Source organism: Photobacterium sp. GB-210 (genome assembly GCF_003026075.1).
Lineage (GTDB): Bacteria > Pseudomonadota > Gammaproteobacteria > Enterobacterales > Vibrionaceae > Photobacterium.
On the sequence record NZ_PYNU01000022.1, the window covers coordinates 34,225 to 51,215 of the forward strand.

Annotated in this window: 18 protein-coding genes; 15 read left to right on the forward strand and 3 right to left on the reverse strand. The window is 40.5% G+C overall.

Annotation, left to right across the window (positions count from 1 at the left end; all coding sequences use genetic code 11):
• The first annotated feature begins 553 nt into the window (after positions 1-553).
• Positions 554-1,993 (forward strand): EAL domain-containing protein, encoded by a 1,440-nt coding sequence (locus C9J38_RS18090; RefSeq protein ID WP_107208299.1) that lies wholly within the window; start codon positions 554-556, stop codon positions 1,991-1,993.
• A gap of 106 nt (positions 1,994-2,099) precedes the next feature.
• Here C9J38_RS18090 and C9J38_RS18095 read toward each other — a convergent pair whose 3' ends face one another.
• Genes C9J38_RS18095 through C9J38_RS18105 form a run of 3 tightly spaced genes read right to left on the reverse strand, consistent with a single transcriptional unit; the run spans position 2,100 to position 5,205 of the window.
• The gene (locus C9J38_RS18095; protein WP_107208300.1) at positions 2,100-3,191 is read right to left on the reverse strand and encodes a DUF4056 domain-containing protein; all 1,092 of its coding nucleotides are present in this window, start codon (positions 3,189-3,191) and stop codon (positions 2,100-2,102) included.
• A complete protein-coding gene (locus C9J38_RS18100; protein WP_107208301.1) occupies positions 3,191-4,318 on the reverse strand; it encodes a BamA/TamA family outer membrane protein in 1,128 nt (375 codons plus the stop codon). The genes C9J38_RS18095 and C9J38_RS18100 overlap by 1 nt, the downstream gene beginning before the upstream one ends.
• Before the next feature lie 14 nt (positions 4,319-4,332).
• Positions 4,333-5,205 (reverse strand): hypothetical protein, encoded by an 873-nt coding sequence (locus tag C9J38_RS18105; protein WP_107208302.1) that lies wholly within the window; start codon positions 5,203-5,205, stop codon positions 4,333-4,335.
• A 493-nt stretch (positions 5,206-5,698) separates the two neighbouring features.
• On the opposite strand from C9J38_RS18105, the gene C9J38_RS18110 reads away from it, so the two are divergent.
• From C9J38_RS18110 to C9J38_RS18175, 14 genes are all read left to right on the forward strand, one after another.
• On the forward strand, positions 5,699-6,046 hold the full coding sequence (locus tag C9J38_RS18110; RefSeq protein ID WP_107208303.1) for a transcriptional regulator: 348 nt from the start codon (positions 5,699-5,701) through the stop codon (positions 6,044-6,046).
• A 2-nt stretch (positions 6,047-6,048) separates the two neighbouring features.
• Positions 6,049-6,411: a glycine-rich SFCGS family protein gene (locus C9J38_RS18115; RefSeq protein ID WP_060989724.1), complete on the forward strand. Its 363-nt coding sequence runs from the start codon at positions 6,049-6,051 to the stop codon at positions 6,409-6,411.
• Position 6,412: 1 nt separating this feature from the next.
• Positions 6,413-6,709, forward strand: a complete 297-nt coding sequence (locus C9J38_RS18120) for a DUF4312 family protein (protein ID WP_107208304.1) — start codon at positions 6,413-6,415, stop codon at positions 6,707-6,709.
• 46 nt (positions 6,710-6,755) lie between these two features.
• The gene (locus C9J38_RS18125; RefSeq protein ID WP_060989726.1) at positions 6,756-7,532 is read left to right on the forward strand and encodes a DUF4311 domain-containing protein; all 777 of its coding nucleotides are present in this window, start codon (positions 6,756-6,758) and stop codon (positions 7,530-7,532) included.
• A gap of 20 nt (positions 7,533-7,552) precedes the next feature.
• The gene (locus C9J38_RS18130) at positions 7,553-8,203 is read left to right on the forward strand and encodes a DUF4310 family protein (RefSeq protein WP_107208305.1); all 651 of its coding nucleotides are present in this window, start codon (positions 7,553-7,555) and stop codon (positions 8,201-8,203) included.
• A gap of 55 nt (positions 8,204-8,258) precedes the next feature.
• Positions 8,259-9,392, forward strand: a complete 1,134-nt coding sequence (locus C9J38_RS18135; RefSeq protein WP_107208326.1) for an amidohydrolase/deacetylase family metallohydrolase — start codon at positions 8,259-8,261, stop codon at positions 9,390-9,392.
• Positions 9,376-10,479, forward strand: a complete 1,104-nt coding sequence (locus C9J38_RS18140; RefSeq protein WP_107208306.1) for a DgaE family pyridoxal phosphate-dependent ammonia lyase — start codon at positions 9,376-9,378, stop codon at positions 10,477-10,479. The genes C9J38_RS18135 and C9J38_RS18140 overlap by 17 nt, the downstream gene beginning before the upstream one ends.
• Positions 10,480-10,499: 20 nt before the next feature.
• Positions 10,500-11,240, forward strand: a complete 741-nt coding sequence (locus C9J38_RS18145; protein WP_107208307.1) for a KDGP aldolase family protein — start codon at positions 10,500-10,502, stop codon at positions 11,238-11,240.
• A 172-nt stretch (positions 11,241-11,412) separates the two neighbouring features.
• Positions 11,413-13,341, forward strand: coding sequence for a transcription antiterminator (locus C9J38_RS18150; RefSeq protein ID WP_107208308.1), 1,929 nt, complete (start codon positions 11,413-11,415; stop codon positions 13,339-13,341).
• A 56-nt stretch (positions 13,342-13,397) separates the two neighbouring features.
• Positions 13,398-13,859 carry a GNAT family N-acetyltransferase gene (locus C9J38_RS18155; protein ID WP_107208327.1) on the forward strand — a complete coding sequence of 154 codons (462 nt, stop codon included), beginning with the start codon at positions 13,398-13,400 and terminating at the stop codon, positions 13,857-13,859.
• Positions 13,860-13,987: 128 nt separating this feature from the next.
• Complete coding sequence (locus tag C9J38_RS18160) at positions 13,988-14,902, forward strand: LysR family transcriptional regulator (protein WP_107208309.1); 915 nt, start codon at positions 13,988-13,990, stop codon at positions 14,900-14,902.
• Positions 14,903-15,091: 189 nt separating this feature from the next.
• Positions 15,092-15,457, forward strand: coding sequence for an SMR family transporter (locus tag C9J38_RS18165; protein ID WP_107208310.1), 366 nt, complete (start codon positions 15,092-15,094; stop codon positions 15,455-15,457).
• A gap of 17 nt (positions 15,458-15,474) precedes the next feature.
• Positions 15,475-15,804, forward strand: a complete 330-nt coding sequence (locus C9J38_RS18170; RefSeq protein WP_107208311.1) for an SMR family transporter — start codon at positions 15,475-15,477, stop codon at positions 15,802-15,804.
• 276 nt (positions 15,805-16,080) lie between these two features.
• On the forward strand, positions 16,081-16,974 hold the full coding sequence (locus C9J38_RS18175; protein WP_107208312.1) for a DMT family transporter: 894 nt from the start codon (positions 16,081-16,083) through the stop codon (positions 16,972-16,974).
• Positions 16,975-16,991 lie beyond the last annotated feature (17 nt).

Genomic DNA, 16,991 nt, shown 5'->3' on the forward strand with positions numbered 1-16,991 from the left:
TATTGAATAAGATAAGTATGACTTTAATTAAAAGTAAGGAACAAAACTGAATTATTGCAATATATTTTTATTAACAAGATAAGTGAATTTTATTGTAAATTTATCTCATTGATGAATTTACGTTTTATTTGTGTTGTTTGGTGGTTTTGTTTTTGTGTTGTGATTGTAATTACATTAAGTTTTGATATACTCCGCCCGATTTTTATAGAAAATAAACGGTATAAAAATTCTAAAGTTGAATAGATAAAAGCAGTCATCATTTTGGTGAATACCCCTCCAGCTATATTGGCCTTTTTACAACGTCGCGCGCGAATAACAGCTATGTATATTTTATATGGTGAGAAAGAGCGTATGTTCATTCTTAATATAAAAGATCTTAGTTTTATCAGTCATCGTGCTGGAAAATCATATGCTACGATAGAAAATAGAATTTAAGTGTATTCATTTTATAAGAATGAATCTGGGGCGTAATTGCTTCCTTTAGTTTGTTATAAAGAGTTGTTATGGTGCTATACAACGCAATAAATATGGCTTTAAATGGGATCGTTCTTATATGAACATTAAATACATGAAGCTTTATACATTGATCGTGTGCTCTACGTTCTTTTTCATTATCTTTGCATGCGGTACTTATCTACTTTATCAACACGATATTGATACAAAAATTCACAATGAGCATGAAATACAACGGAAAACCTTTTATTCAGTTGTTGATAGTAAAGATACACTAGTTCCTATGTTTTCGAAGATGACGATTCCGACTTTAGCTGAGCAGAGGGAGTTAAAGCGTTATGTCTCCGATCATAAAGATGTTAGCAGTATATCTGTGATTTATAATGATTATTATGTATACAGTACATTTGGAAATCGCCTGTATTCAATGAAGATGAAGGCAGTAAAAGGTTTTAATATTAAGGTAAAAAGCTTACTAACGCATAAGCCAACCTTGTCTTATACGTTGCAAGTTGGAGCGAATACTTACTTAAAAATATATTTTAAACCGCTTCGTTTTAATGTTATCGATAGTATTGGTAGAGGCTATATTACCGTTTTTGATAATATTGAAATTGGTGAAGGTAATCAGTTAGTTAAGCATGATTTGTTAAATCATCGCGATGAGTACTATTTTCATCTCGACGACGCTGATTTTTTTGTTGATGTTGATCCGGCACTCGCTCTAAAACAATTTATTGAAACTAAATATGTTTACTTGTTAATGCTCTTATTGGGCTGCATGGTAAGTAGTTATACATCGGCCGCTTACTGCAAAAAAATCTGGGTACGAGTTTGTATCAAACGCAATATTATTCGTCCATACCTTCAACCCATTGTTAATAAGGAAGGCGATATTATTGGGGCTGAAGTCTTAGCTCGTTGGATTACTAAAAAAGGTCAGGTTTTACCGCCTTATTTATTTATACCCTATATAGAGAGTCAACACTTAACATCCTTGTTAACCTGCTCTTTGATGACACAGGTTTATCAAAGTCAGTTAATGGTTTTGAGTAAACAACTAAAATTGAGTTTTAATTTGACGGAACGTTGTTTGTTTGACGAAAGTATTTATAAAGCGAGTTTATTATTGGCGCCTAAGTTTGAACTGGTGCTTGAGTTTACGGAATCAGCACCATTTTCGAATGTTCATGTGAAAGCGCGTATGGAAAAATTTCATCAAAATGGCATGTTCTTTGCGCTTGACGATTATGGTACAGGGTACTCTTCACCGTATTATTTGACGGATTATAATTTTGATTATTTAAAAATAGATCGTTGTTTTATTGAGCAAATTGAACATAATCCTAAATCGATTTATGTTGTTGAATCTTTAGTGCTATTAGCCCAAAAACTGGAGCTTTCTGTCATCTCTGAAGGCGTTGAAACAGAAAAACAAAAACAGATGTTAGATCAATGGGGAATTAAGCAATATCAAGGGTTTTACTTTTATAAGCCGATGTCAATAGAAAGCTTTATGGATATATATAGTTCTCACTAATATAGCATCTTAGTGAGAACCCTGACTCTTCTTGTACTCTGTGGAAGAAGAGTTTTTTTAGCTCTGTCATTTTATAAGGTTAATCGTAAGTGAGTATTTGCTAACTCTAGTCTTTAACTACCTGGGTAGTTTTGCCGCGTTCTTTATAATCTTGTTGTTTTGCAAAAGTAGCGAGTTGTTGAAATTGAGCGGGTTGCCAGACCATATTGTTTGTGAGCTCAGGAGCGAGCGCGTTAAACGTTTCTTCATTGCCTACATTATGTAAATACAACTCCGCCCACATACCATTATTATCACCGTTGCTCAGTTCGGTAGATAAAGAAAGAGGAACTCCGTTTTTTACCCCATTAGGGTAGAGAGTTAATCCCAGTTGATAATCACGTTTTAACACCACCCACTTTTGTGGCAAACGTGTATTGTGATCCCACCACTGACCATTTAACTGCTGTATGTTGCGTTTGGTTTCTTCTGCTGAAACACTGCCTAATTGCTGTAATTGATCGTTAAAAGCATCAGTCATGGCTTGAGAAAAATCTGACGGAGAAAGATCGGGTTGCTGCTCTAGCACTTGTTTAGCTGTGATAGCACCTAACATGTTGGAATAGAGATCTTCAGGTGAAAAAGCAGAGACATATTCAGGAAAGCCAATAATTGATTCATAGCCAAACCACTGTGCGATTTCATGCCATTGTGCTAATCGAAAAGCTAATAGAGCCGCAAGCTCGAGACTCAGTGATTGTTTCTCTTTATTTGTAAGTAGTTGCTTATTCTCTTGTAACCGAATGTGGCGCGCCCGTAATTCCGTGGGTAAGATTATTCGATAATGGGATCCAAGATGCTGGCGAATTTGTTGATATAAATAATAAGTGAAATCTGCCGTATCTCGGACGTGAGCTGTATCGATAAATCCCCCCTTACTCGTAAAGATTAAGCCATTAGATTCACCGCCTAATCCGAATAAGCTTGAAATAACGCTTTGCGATCCATCGTTGTAGCTATGTTTACCGAGCATTGGTATATCGACAATATTCTCTACTGAGAAAAAAGGAATGGGCATACCTAATAATTCGGTTTTTAAATCTTGACCAAAGGCACAGCATGGACGTACGCCAATAGGCGCATCCAATGCTTTACTGTATGGGCTGACGAATAAAGCACAAAGGCTGAATGCTGCGATCAAAGGTGCGTGTATTTTCATTAAAAAGCTTCATTGATGTGAAAATAAAAACCGGAACTGTCTTTACCAATGGCGTAATCGACACGCACATTTATTCGGGGCTTAAAGGCAAAGCGATAGCCGACACCTAAACTAGGTAATAGCTTACTTGAAAGTAACTGCTCACTTTTATTGGCGATATTACCTCCGCCAAACCAGGTCACCATACCATGACGATGGTTAAAACGATGACGCCATTCTATTTGTCCAGACAGTAAATAACGATCACGGTATTGCCCTGTATAGTAACCACGCATACGTTTATCGTTACCCATTTCCGCATAGCCATACCAAGGAATATCACCATCAACCCGTTGCCTGTAGACATCCCAAGCAATAATGTTATTGCTATCAAGTTGAACATATTGACGGTAGTTCATGGTCAGGCGTGTGTAATTTTGATCAGAGCCTAATGTGGTTTTGTAATCAACCCATTCCGCGAACCACAATTGACCACGGTATGGGTTGGGTTCAAAATCTCGGCTGTCATATTCCAACGCAATGCTTATACCACTGCTTTGTTGATTTGAAAGTTTGTGCTCACCAACATCGTTAGTCTTTGCTAAGGTTTGTTGTGAATAATGTTGATAATCCCAGCCAACACTGACGTATTGATGAGGTAAAAACTGGTATGACACCTTTGGCGCAAGTTTGATGATCTGGCCGTTATACTCACGTTTATTGTTGTCGTTTTGTGCGGCAGCTTTTCCTACTCCCCAGTAATGTTGGGGGGAATGGCTGATCCATGCATCACCGATCAAGCGCAGTTTGTCTTGATTTAAGTAACTGCGATTTTCAACCCCTAATCCATAAGAGCCAGTTGAGGATAGATAGGATTTAATCGCTAATGTTGAATACGGTGTACTGGGTGTCCAGCCTGTCGGTGAGTAAAGCCCAACCGCAGCCATTCCAAATCCGACCCCTTGTTCAGGGTTAGCAAAAGGCCCCGGCAATACTCCCCAATCAATACCTTCTGAAGTATCAATCGTTTCACTAGCGCCGAGTTTTTCCAGTAGTTGATCTACCCAACCTGATTGTGTTGTATCAGCACAGGCTAAGTGAGAAAAACTACAAATAATCAATAATGGGGAAAGTTGCCAAGGTTTCATTGCTGATCTCTGACTTAAAAACGAAAATCAATGGATGTAAATAAGCTGGAGCGATCGCCAAAGCCGGCTTCTGCCAATAAATACAGACTTGGATTGAGCTGATATTGCATCCCGAGGATTGGGTTCCATGGTGTCGACAGTTGTTGCTCGATATGGAAACTGCCATTTTTAACCCAAGGTTGTAATCCTGAAGGAAGATTGAGATCGGTGAGTTTGCCAGATAGCGATTGCTCAACATTTTGATACATCGCACCGGCCCAAACTCGTAGTGGTACACCTTGTTGATAAAAGTCGTAACCTACACGAGGGCTGATCACCCATGCAGAAATACTGCCGTCGATGACGGTTAGCTCTGTTTCGGTATAGCTGATATCAACTAAGCCAAAGAATCGCTTATAGCCACCGGCAAGCACTACACCACCACCATATAAGTAGCCATCAAGATCAAGCTTGAAGTTATCAATGCGGCCTTTGAGGTGACGGTCTGGGCGGTTTGGGAATAAAGGCTTAATAGCAACATCATAGTTCACTGCAGTTTCCGATTTACCCGTCATCTTGCCACCTAAGACATAGAGGTTCAGAAACGGAAATAGCCACATATCCGCCCGTAGGGTGAGCACTTCACTGGTTTGTTTGCCTTGCTCTGCTTGCATATCGATGTTGCGCACAAAAGAAGGTAGGTTAAGGCCATTAAAGCCAATGCTAGTTACATCAATGCCTTGCTCTAATGCCATGTAACTCAAATTAAAGCCAATCGGTTTGGGTAATTCGTAACCTAAAGCTTGAGCTTCTTCTTTCCAAAGAGGGAGAGTAAAAGATTGAGCATATGTATAAGTGGATGAGGAAAACGCTAGGCTACTAAGGAAAAGTGAATGCGCTAATCGCATGTGTGTAATGCCAGTTAAATTCTATAATGGCGCGCATTTTAAGTTGACATTTGATTTAAGCATACTTAATGATTTATCTATAATGTAAGTATATGTTACATAACTATACCCAACTGATTTCAAGTTACCGAATTCAGAACATTGTTACAGTCCCTAGTTCAAAGAAAGCAAAGAAGTGTAATCGTTTTCTATTTCCAAATTGCATATACCTTTATGTTTATAGCGCTATTTTATTTGCCGTTTTCTGCTCGCTTGTGGAGGAAATCACAGAATTAACGATAAGTATTTCTTTTCTTTGGTGGTTTTTTATTTCTTATTAATTGATAAATTACTGATTTATATGCGGTTAATAAGAAAAATATGACATAGATCTGCTATTAATTTCCTTTTCCGCTTTGAAATGGAAATCAATCATCTACACATTAGCTCAACGTATCAATATTATGACCATATTCAATAAGTGGTGACACTTATATTACTAAGGAGAGATAAAGTGTCTGGAAATAAGTTTTCGGTTGATTACAGCATTTATGAGTTGGAATGCGAAGAAACCTATAAAAAAGCAATTTCACTTTTAAAAGAAAATAATATTTTTCCTGATGCTATTCAGCAACAAATGTTATTTACACATTTAAAAGCAATGGTCATTCGCTCTTATACAAAAGAGTCATTACCAGAAATTGAAGTCGATATGTTTGAAGATATTTCCCCACTATCTCATCAATTATCAGCAGATGTGGTTTCTTGGTTCCCTACCTTAGCGTACGAAGAAACCTATTTATTATCAGTCCACTTTGAAGTGGCAAAAGAAAACGAATTAACGTGTGAATTAGGAGTGTAATTATGACAACTATTAAAGTAGTAATTGGTGATCGTTTAGGTAAAGGTCAAAAAGTAGGTTTGGGTGTTGAAGCTGCAGGCGGCGCTGTAACGGTGATCCCTGGTATGGCAGCAGATATGAAGCTAGGTGATGTGATGCACCAAGAGCAAGCTGATTTTGGTATTTCATTCTGTGGTAGTGGTGGTGCTGGGGCAATTACTGCCCAAACCAAATATGGTTACAAAGCACGTTACGGTATGCGTTCTGTTGAAGAAGGTGTAACAGCTATCAATGAAGGTTGTAACGTTTTAGGCTTTGGCTTTATGGATAAAGAAGAGCTTGGTCAAAAGTTAGTTGAAGCCTTTATTAAAAAGCATCACGGTTAATATGAAAAAATCTATTACTACGACGGTTGAAGTCAGTGGTAAAGGAAATACAAAACAATCAGCTTTTAGTTCTGCACTAAATAATGTTCAAAAAACAATTCTAAAAGAAACTAATAACGTTATTTTACGAATTGAACCTGTGGATGTTGAAATAATAAGTGCAGAACATAAACAAACTACTGAGAAGTTTATGTTCTTTTTCTTACCACGAGAAAAATCTATTTATTCCATCACTATTAATGTCACTGTAAATATTACATTAATAGAAACTGATGAATTAAATTTCAAACAAATCTAATTATTAGCTACGAACATTATTTGTGTCTACATATAAAGGTATATAAATGTTCTTCATTATTTTAATAAAGTCACTAATTATTGGTGCATTAGTGGGTGTTGGCGTGGGTGTCGGCGCTGCTCGTATGTATCACGCTCCAACTATTCAAGGTATGGGGGCATTCCGTACTTTAGGGGAATTAAACTCGTGTGAAGGGGATCCTGCTTCTCACTTCTCTTTCGGTTTAGGCTTTTTCTTCAATGCTTGGGCATCATCAGTCGCTGCTGGTGCATTTACCCAAGACGTTGACCACCGTATTTTACCGAACTGGGGCGCAGCGGCATTGATGGTAAAAAATCGTGATGTCACCCAAACCTTACATGATCCGAAGAAGATGGGTATTGCCTGCGGCATCATCGGTATGATTGTCGTGGCATTTCTTAACTCAACCGCATCAGCGGTACCTGAAAGCTTACAAATTACAGCGGTAAAAGTGCTGGTTCCGGCAGCAAACATGCTGGTTAACGTGGCGATGCCGGTGATCTTCTGGTTAGCAGCGATTGAAGCAGGTAAGCGTTCTGGTTTTTGGGCAACTATTTTCGGTGGTTTGGCACAAATGATCATGGGTAACGCCGTGCCTGGTTTAGTACTTGGTATCTTGATTGGTAAAGGTGTGGAAGATAGCGGTTGGAATAAAGTAACGAAAAGTATGTTGTTTGCCGTTATCGCTCTGTTTGTTCTAAGTGGCTTCTTCCGTGGCTTTGATATTGCGGTATTAGAATCCTTTAGCCTAACTGTTCCTGATTGGCTGCATTACATCCACGGAAGTATCAGCGGTAAATAACCGAGCCGGAGTTGAAGAAAATGGACGATAAATTAAAGAATGATTTTTGGTACGCTGACTGGTCTTTCCCATTCTTTGTTGGCTTGCTGTCATCAGGTGTTTTTGCTGGTACACACATGTATTACCTCTACGGTATCGGTGCTTTTAACGAGGTGGCTTTCGTCGCCATGTTAAGAGCGGGTATGGATACCGGTGTTTACGGTGCAGTAGCGGCGTTTGGTGCAAGTTTCCTTTTTGCTCGCATCATTGAAGGTTCCTTGGTGGGTATCTTAGATATCGGTGGTGCTATTCAAACTGGTATTGGTTTAGGTGTACCAGCACTGTTATTAGGCGCAGGTATTGTATATCCACTCGAAAACTTTGCTGCCTCATTGGTTGTGGGTTTCTTCCTTGGTGTCGCTATTGGTTATGTGATCATCCTAGCGCGAAAGTACACCATCAACCAAAGTAACTCGACTTACGGTGCCGATGTCATGATGGGCGCAGGTAACTCTTCGGGTCGCTTCTTAGGTCCTCTGATTGTGTTATCAGCAATTGCAGCATCACTACCAATCGGTATTGGCTCTTTAATTGGTGCGCTTGCTTTCTATCAATGGAATAAACCTATTACAGGTGGTGCGATTATCGGTGCAATGGTGTTTGGTTCACTGTTCCCTGTTGCTATCAGTTAATCCTTGAAAGGTTGTGCTCTGCATGTTGGGTGCAGAGCACAATAAAGGCAAAGCAATGTATGACGTATTAATTAAGCAAGGCAAGTTAGTGAGTGGCGAAGTGGTGGATGTTGCGGTTCTGAACGGCAAGATTGCAGCACTGGGTCAACTGGATGTAACAGCAAAAAAGGTGGTGGATTTAGCGGGTGATTTTTATATCAGCGCGGGGTGGATTGATGGTCATACCCATTGCTACTCCAAATCACCGATTTATAACGATGAACCAGACTTAGTCGGGGTTGAGACTGGCGTTACCACTGTGATTGATGCTGGTAGCGTAGGTGCCGATGATGTGGGTGATTTCTATCACTGTTGTCAGCAAGTAAAAACCAATGTTTACAGTATCTTAAATATTTCTCGAATTGGTTTGCTGCGACAAAACGAATTAGCCGATATGGCAGACATTGATGGTGAGTTAGTGAAACAAGCCGTCAATCAGTATCCCGATTTTATCGTTGGGATCAAAGCCCGAATGAGTGGCAGTGTGGTGGAAGCCAATGGTTTAAAACCGTTGATAAAAGCTAAAGAGATCCAACGTAATCAGTGCCCATTACCTTTGATGGTACACATTGGTAATAACCCACCTAATTTAGATGACGTAGCGGATTTATTAGGTGAAGGGGACATCATTACCCATTGCTATAACGGCAAACCGAATCGCATTTTAACTGCAGAAGGTGAGTTAAAACCGTCGATGCAACGTGCTCTTGAGCGTGGTGTGAAACTCGATGTGGGACACGGTGGTGCAAGCTTTAGTTTTGCAGTGGCAGAGCAAGCGATTAAACAAGGTATTTATCCTGACATGATTAGCTCTGACATTTATTGCAAGAATCGTATTCATGGCCCGGTGCGTAGTCTCGCTCACATTATGGATAAGTTTTTAGCGATTGGTTTACCGCTACAACAAGTGATTGATTGCGTCACAGTAAACGCTGCCAAGTTACTTAAGTTAGAAAATAAAGGGCAGTTAGAAGTAGGTAAAGATGCGGATTTAACGTTTTTCCATTTAAACACTGAAACTGTTGAGCTGGTGGATTCTGATAATGATCAGCGCAGTGGCAAGACGAGCTTAAAACCTGCCGCAGCCATGGTTGCTGGCAAGATCATGACGACAAATTACGGAGTAGGATTCGATGTCTTCAATTCATGAAAAATACCAATTAAAAGAAGTCATTAATGCGTCAGGTCGTATGACTATTTTAGGTGTTTCGACACCAACAGAAACCGTGATGGATGCGGTGCGTGATGGTCTTGGCCAGTATTTTGAAATGAAAGATCTGGTGGTGAAAACCGGTGCTTATATTGCCAAGTTGCTAAATGTAGAAGATGCGATTGTGGTTTCTTGTGCCTCGGCGGGTATCGCTCAATCAGTGGCTGCGGTGATTGTGAAAGACGATCCGTATTTACTCGAAAATTTACACGCTCACGCTCATAACGTGGCGTCAGAAATTGTGATGCCAAAAGGCCACAACGTTAACTTTGGTGCACCAGTCGGCACCATGGTGACATTAGGTGGTGGCACACTAAAAGAAGCGGGCTATGCCAATGAGTGTTCGCCTGCTCAGTTAGCCGCCATGATCACCCCGCAAACAGCAGCGATTTTATACATCAAATCCCATCACTGTGTACAAAAGAGCATTTTATCCGTAGCAGAAGCGGCAGCCGTTGCCAAACAGCATGACTTACCTTTGATTGTGGATGCTGCAGCTGAAGAAGATCTGCAGTGTTACTACAACATGGGTGCTGATCTGGTTATTTACAGTGGTGCAAAAGCCATTGAAGGGCCAACCAGTGGTTTAGTGGTTGGACGTAGCCAATATATTGCATGGGTGCGTAAGCAGTCATTAGGTATTGGTCGTGCAATGAAAGTTGGTAAAGAAGGCATTTTAGGTTTAACCCACGCCATTACCGAGTACCTGCAAACTGAAAAAGAAACTGGTCAGCAAATGGTGGCCAAAATGGAACACTTTGTGGCGCAACTCAAGACCCTTAATGGCATTGATTGCCGTGTGGTTTGGGACAGCGCAGGACGCGACATTGCACGTGCAGAAATCTGTTTTGATGAAACGGTATTAGCAATGACAACACCTGAGATTGTGGCACGACTTCAGGGTGGTGATCCTGCGATTTATTGTCGTGGCTACAAAGCTAATGATGGGATCATTGAAATAGATGTACGCAGTGTCACAAGCGCACAACTTGACGTTATTTATCAGAATATTAAAGCATTATTTTAAATTTTTAAGAGAACACCACTATGTCATTGAAAGCAAAATTCTACAAAAACCGCGTATGTTTAAACGTGTTGGCTGGCTCTATTGATAACGCAGCAGAAATCTATGATGCCGCAGAAGGTCATGTCTTAGTTGGCGTACTATCTAAGAACTACCCTGATGTACAAACAGCGGTTGAAGAGATGAAAAAATACAGCGATAAGATCAATAACGCTGTTTCTGTTGGCCTTGGCGCTGGCGATCCAAACCAATCGATGATGGTTTCGCTGATCTCTCAGCATATTCAGCCACAACACATTAATCAGGTATTTACTGGCGTGGCAACCAGTCGTGCATTAGTCGGTCAAGATCAAAGTATTGTTAACGGCTTAATTTCACCAACAGGCACTGTGGGCATGGTGAAGATCTCAACCGGCCCTTTAAGCTCGTGCAATAAAGAAGCGATCGTTCCTGTGGAATCAGCGATTGCGATGCTGAAAGACATGGGTGGTAGCTCGGTGAAATACTTCCCAATGGGAGGGTTAGAAACCCGTGAAGAATTCGCCTATGTCGCTAAAGCGTGTGCTGAGCAAGATTTCTGGTTAGAGCCGACAGGCGGGATTGATTTAGAAAACTTTGAAGAAATCATGCAAATTGCGCTAGAGGCCGGTGTAACTAAAATCATTCCACATATTTATAGCTCAATCATTGATAAAGAAACGGGTAATACTCGCCCTCAAGATGTGCGTGTTTTACTTGATATGACCAAGAATTTGTTAAAATAACGTAATCTGATTTAACGGACCGGAAACGGTCCGTTAATATTTATAAGTCTATGAAATATTGTGAAACAGTTAATATTTAGAAACCAATGTGAATATGACCCAGGTCTTATGACGCATTGTTTTCAAATGTTAGCCTCCGTATATAAACGGACATCATTTAACGGATTATTCAATGATTCAATTCCCTTATCCTCGTCTTAATTTAATTTTTGATGCACTGCTGATGCAGACACTGCCGCAGCAAGAGTTGGCACAACGTTTTGATGTTTCTACCAGAACGATTCGTACTGACATTTCAGCATTAAATGATACCTTAGCGCACTACGGTGCTCAGTTGTTATTACGTCGAGGTGAAGGGTATTACATTGATATTTATGATCAGCAACGTTACAGCAATATCACTCAGCAAACCCAACAAATGAAGCAGTCACCACGTAGTGTTAAAGATCGGGTGACATATTTGATGTTGCGTTTATTGAACCAGCAAGATGGCTGTAAATTGGATGATTTGGCTAATCAGTGGTTTGTCAGCCGTACCTGTTTACAGGCTGATATGACCGAAGTACGTGAGTTGTTTCAGTCATACCATTTAGAGATAGACAGCAAGCCCCATTATGGGCTGTTAGTGTTTGGCAAAGAGTCATCCATACGTGCTTGTATTGCCCATATCTTGTACCAATTTAAGGCGTCAGATCCTACATTTATCAATTTATGTGAGCTATTTTACTCTGAGTGTGATTTTGCACAATTAGAGCAGCCACTGTTAACGGCAATGCAGCAGAATAGTATTAATTTGACCGATGAAGGTCTGCATCAGTTAATGGTTTACTGTGGCGTGGCGATCAGCCGTTTAAAGCGTGGTTTGGGTTGCGATCAAACCACATGTGCTAACGTGCCAAATAATGCACTATCAGCAGCCAAAGAAATCGCAGCCTTAATGGCGAGCGAAACTCAAACCATTATCGAACCTTGTGAACTAAATCATCTCGCGATTCAAATTGCTGCCCGTCGCGTTACTGGGATCAAGCATTGGCATGTTGATGATCGTAATGACAATGATGCTGATGCTTTTATTGATCATTTACTTCATTTTATTAACGATCACTTTAATTACAACTTGCTCAATGATCTGCAGCTAAAACATGACTTACTGGCTCATGTTCATCCAATGTTACTGCGTGTTGAGCATCAAATAACGATACCCAATCCATTAGCTGATCATATTAAACGTTATTATCCGCTTGCTTATGATATGACTGTGGGTGCTGTATCTAGTTGGGACGGACGACAAATCCCAGATGGTGAAATTAGTTTTTTAGTGATGCATGTTGGTGTTGGAATAGAGCGTAATTATGTGCAAAAAAAAGAACAGCAGCCGATAGTACTGCTAGTATGTAACTCTGGTACATCGGTGATCCGAATGTTGGAATCTCAATTGCTTAAAGCTATCCCACAGTTAGTGATCCATAAAATGCACTCGATACGTGAATACGATGCATTACATGAAGTTACTGAAGACTTTGTGGTTTCAACAGAAAAGCTGGTGGTAAAAAATAAGCCAACCATGGTGTTTTCACCGATTGCTAGCTCTTTTCAATTAGAGCAATTGAATAAACTGGTGCATGAGAATAGTAACCATATTAATGCGTTAGGTAAGTTCTTTCAGCCAAGTTTATTCACTCGAATTGAAACGCCTATGACGCAACATCAACTTTTTGCGCAATTGTCTACAGAGCTAGAAGCAAAAGGGATTGTGCCAAGCCATTTTCACCCATCGGTTATTGAGCGAGAAAATATTACTTCGACCATGTTAGGTGACGGTATTGCGATCCCGCATTCTCTCGGTCTATGTGCTAAGCAAAGTGCAGTCTATACCGTCCTTTCGCCACAAGGGATTGAATGGGGAGAAGGAAAACGTGCCTATGTCATTTTCCTATTAGCGATCAACAAAGATGATTATGAAGAAGCCATGGGGCTTTACGATCTCTTTGTCACTTTAATGAAGAGTAAGGCGGTCGAACATTTGTTGGCATGTTATTCATTTGAGCACTTTACCCATGTTGCCAATGAGTGTTGGAATAACTGCAAGAAAGATTGGTAATTTATCAGCTGTAAGTGGTCGATATAATAGAAGGAACTAATGTGATTATTCGTGTAATGGAACACGCTGATTTAGAGCAAGCAGCAAAGGTGCATCAACAGGCGTTTGTACGTCAGCAACGCTCCTATGAGTGGATCGAATGTAACTTTAATGCCGCCCCGCGCTTTTTAAATTTTGTCGCTGAGCTTAATAGTGAAGTGGTGGGGTATATCGTTTGGGGGCAAAAAAGCGGTTTTCGTCCTGAAGTGATTTTAGAGTTAGAGCAACTTGCAGTGTTGCCAAGCCATCATAACCAAGGGATAGCGACACAACTTATCACTCAATCATTACCACAAGTGAAACAGCGATTAGCGGAACAAGACAGTAAATTAAAACATATTTTGGTCAATACTCGTGCTGATAACTATGCGCAACAGATCTATCAGAAGCTATTAGGCGCCGAGGTGGAAATGACGATCAAATCGCTCTATTCTGCTGATGAAGTGTTTATGATCGCCCGAAACGTTTGCTCGGATTAATACCGTTTTTTAGTTTATCTCTGCGCCGTATTTGGCCTCACCTTTAAACAAGATAGCTGTTAAACTGGCTATCTTGTTTTGTTTTAGGCTTTATTATCAGTAAAGACGTTTTATCGGTGAGAAAGCAAATGTCGTATCAGTTAGAAGAGTTAGATCTGAATTTAATACGGTTATTAAAAGCGGTGGTGGAACATCGCAGTATTAAATTAGCAGCCATGCAGTTAGGGATCTCACAGCCAAGTGCCAGTCGTGGCGTAGTGAGGCTTAAACAGTTCTTTAATGATCCGCTGTTTGTGCGCAAAGCCCACGGAGTAGAACCATCACCCCTTGCGATTCGTCTCGCTGATGAATTTGATAATATCTTAGCGCCTATAGAAAAAGTGTTACTGGAGTTCTCTGAATTTAAACCAGAAACCTACCAAGGCTCGATTTCTCTTGTGGTTGATCCCTATTTGATGGATGAGCATGGTCAACACCTACTATCTTGCTGCCACAAGGCGTTTCCAAAGGCGTCATTGGTGTTTTCTAATTGGGATAGCATCAGCCAAGATGACATGCTGGAAGGGAAAGTCGATTACTGCATTTTGGATCAAGAAACGGACATTGCGAAAGATATCTACATGCAGCCGTTATTTAAGGAAAAGCGAGTGATCTTGGCGAAAAAAGATCACCCAAGTTTACGGCTCGATAGTAATGATTGGGCATCGATAGCACCATTGTCATTGGTCTCGCTGCCAGCGCCTGCCGCTTATAAACCTTTGTGTACCGTTGAATCTGAATATCAACGCATGGGTTATGAGCCAAAAGTGTTACTCAAAACCTTTAATTTACGGGTCGCTTGCCAAATGCTGTTGGAAACCAACGCAATCATGTTTGCTAGCGAAAGTACTGCCGATTTAATGCCGGAATTACATGCCTATCCGATGCCTGTGGTGAACCGTAATTTCAGCCATTTTGTGGTCTCAGGTGGTTATCTTCAAACCCATCGTAATTATCCGCTCTACCAACATTTACATCAGGTGATACAGGCCGCATTCGGTTAAATTCTCTGATCATTTCTGCGCTATTTACCCTTTTAGAGATATTCAAATTTGAATATCTCAATTACCTATTGCGCTTTTGTGCGCTGCGGTAGTCTTGCGAGTAGATGCATTAACTTTATGTATTTTCACTACGAGAATGCGTGAAATTTGATGCTATCTACCTAAAAAATTAGCACAGTGGAGTCAATCATGTGGTTAGCACGAATATTTTTATTATTAGCCATTGCCGCAGAAGTGGCTGGTACCAGTACCATGAGCCTTATTTCCAGTGAAGGTGGAAATTGGGGGTACTGGGTGATGTATAGCTTAATTTGTATTTCATATTTTTTCTTGTCGTTGGCAGCAAAAAAGATCGCTATTGGTGTTGCCTATGCGGTTTGGGAAGGGCTAGGTATTGCGCTTATTACAATGGTTTCGGTGTTTGTGCTTGATGCGCAATTAAATACGCAAGAGCTGATTGGTTTAGCGATGGCAACTGTCGGGATCGTATTAGTGACACTTGGTGAAAGTCACAGCGATAAACCAAGTCATTCGCCCACAAGCGTGTCGGCATAACAACAGGAGGCAATGAAATGAGTCAATTTTTTACACTATCATTTGGTTTTGTTGTCCTTGCTGCGTTTGTCGATATTTTAGCGAACATGGCATTAACCCGATCAAATGGCTTTAGTCATAAACGTTGGGGTATTACTGCGATCGTCTTAGTCATGTTGGCATTTACCCTGCTAGCGCAAGCGGTCAAAGAGATCGATTTAGCGGTGGCGTATGCGTCATGGGGAGCTATCGGTATTTTAGGTACCGCGATTGGTGGCTCGCTGCTGTTTAAGCAAAAACTTAAGCCTATCGGTTGGGTGGGGATTGCTGTGATGATCTCCGCTGTGATTGTTATGAAAACAGCGTAATTACGTATTTTAAAGCCCAATGTGATGTTGAATCCATTGGGCTTTTTGTTGCCTTTTTTCTGCGGTGAATATTGGGAGAAAAAATTAATAGCGAGGATTCAACATGTTCTGCTCTAAAGGCTGAAATAGTCTTGCTTTTTTGTTGATTAATATGTCTGACAAAAGATTTATTATGTCCGATTAGAGATATATGTATCTTAAAAGACGTGACAGAATAGCCTCGTTAATGATTCAGATATAGGTATCTGGACTAGAAAAATCTGAGAAAGGCAGACAATGTTCTATCTATTACCCTTAATTACCGTTGCAATATGGGCAGGGAACGCCATTGTCAACAAGATGGCATTCAGTGTCATCGATCCCGGTGCGATATCGTTTTATCGTTGGTTCTTCGCATTAGTCATGTTAACTCCTTTTGTTGCTAAATCTGTTTGGCGTGATCGTGCGGTGATTAAACCTTATCTAGCGAAATTAGCATTCCTTGGTTTGTTAGGTATGGTGCTAAACCAATCATTAGGCTATTTTGCTGCGGCAACCACAACGGCGACTAACATCGCTTTGATTATTTCACTTGTGCCGTTGATCAGTATGTTTTTAAGTGTACCGATCCTTGGTCAGCGATTATCGCCATTTGCATTAATTGGTGCAGTGTTATCGCTTAGTGGTTTGGTATTAATGCTAAGCCATGGCGATGTGAAAAGCTTGATCTCACAGGGTATCAAGCAAGGCGATATGTTGATGTTGATTGCAGCAGCGGTTTATGCGCTTTACTGTGTGTTGTTAAAACGCTGGAAAATGCCGTTCTCGACGTGGAAATCTGTGTACGTTCAGTGTTTATTTGCGGTCATTATGTTAACGCCATTGCTACTAAGTAGCGATCGTATGGCAATTACAGCATCTGCAGTCCCTTTGATTGCTTATGCTGCATTGCTTGCGTCAGTGATTGCACCTTGGTTATGGATGTTATCAATTGAACGTTTAGGTGCCGATCGTACCGCGATGTTCATGAACCTATTGCCAATTATGGCGGCAGGTATTGCGAGCGTGATGCTCAACGAGCAACTAGAGTCTTACCATTATATTGGTGGCATCATGGTATTAACGGGTGTTGCGCTGGCTCAGAAACGCATTAAAGCGAAGAAAGCAAAAGTGGCAATGACACCTGCTTAAGCACGACATTGATATAA

Excerpts from the sequence above, each read along its gene's own strand:
- C9J38_RS18120 (WP_107208304.1), top strand. The coding sequence starts at position 6,413 with ATGAAAAAATCTATTACTACGACGGTTGAAGTCAGTGGTAAAGGAAAT.
- C9J38_RS18145 (WP_107208307.1), top strand. The coding sequence starts at position 10,500 with ATGTCATTGAAAGCAAAATTCTACAAAAACCGCGTATGTTTAAACGTG.
- C9J38_RS18090 (WP_107208299.1), top strand. The coding sequence starts at position 554 with ATGAACATTAAATACATGAAGCTTTATACATTGATCGTGTGCTCTACG.
- C9J38_RS18140 (WP_107208306.1), top strand. The coding sequence starts at position 9,376 with ATGTCTTCAATTCATGAAAAATACCAATTAAAAGAAGTCATTAATGCG.
- C9J38_RS18170 (WP_107208311.1), top strand. The coding sequence starts at position 15,475 with ATGAGTCAATTTTTTACACTATCATTTGGTTTTGTTGTCCTTGCTGCG.
- C9J38_RS18160 (WP_107208309.1), top strand. The coding sequence starts at position 13,988 with ATGTCGTATCAGTTAGAAGAGTTAGATCTGAATTTAATACGGTTATTA.
- C9J38_RS18165 (WP_107208310.1), top strand. The coding sequence starts at position 15,092 with ATGTGGTTAGCACGAATATTTTTATTATTAGCCATTGCCGCAGAAGTG.
- C9J38_RS18155 (WP_107208327.1), top strand. The coding sequence starts at position 13,398 with ATGGAACACGCTGATTTAGAGCAAGCAGCAAAGGTGCATCAACAGGCG.
- C9J38_RS18100 (WP_107208301.1), bottom strand. The coding sequence starts at position 4,318 with ATGAAACCTTGGCAACTTTCCCCATTATTGATTATTTGTAGTTTTTCT.
- C9J38_RS18095 (WP_107208300.1), bottom strand. The coding sequence starts at position 3,191 with ATGAAAATACACGCACCTTTGATCGCAGCATTCAGCCTTTGTGCTTTA.
- C9J38_RS18115 (WP_060989724.1), top strand. The coding sequence starts at position 6,049 with ATGACAACTATTAAAGTAGTAATTGGTGATCGTTTAGGTAAAGGTCAA.
- C9J38_RS18125 (WP_060989726.1), top strand. The coding sequence starts at position 6,756 with ATGTTCTTCATTATTTTAATAAAGTCACTAATTATTGGTGCATTAGTG.
- C9J38_RS18175 (WP_107208312.1), top strand. The coding sequence starts at position 16,081 with ATGTTCTATCTATTACCCTTAATTACCGTTGCAATATGGGCAGGGAAC.
- C9J38_RS18105 (WP_107208302.1), bottom strand. The coding sequence starts at position 5,205 with ATGCGATTAGCGCATTCACTTTTCCTTAGTAGCCTAGCGTTTTCCTCA.
- C9J38_RS18150 (WP_107208308.1), top strand. The coding sequence starts at position 11,413 with ATGATTCAATTCCCTTATCCTCGTCTTAATTTAATTTTTGATGCACTG.
- C9J38_RS18130 (WP_107208305.1), top strand. The coding sequence starts at position 7,553 with ATGGACGATAAATTAAAGAATGATTTTTGGTACGCTGACTGGTCTTTC.
- C9J38_RS18135 (WP_107208326.1), top strand. The coding sequence starts at position 8,259 with ATGTATGACGTATTAATTAAGCAAGGCAAGTTAGTGAGTGGCGAAGTG.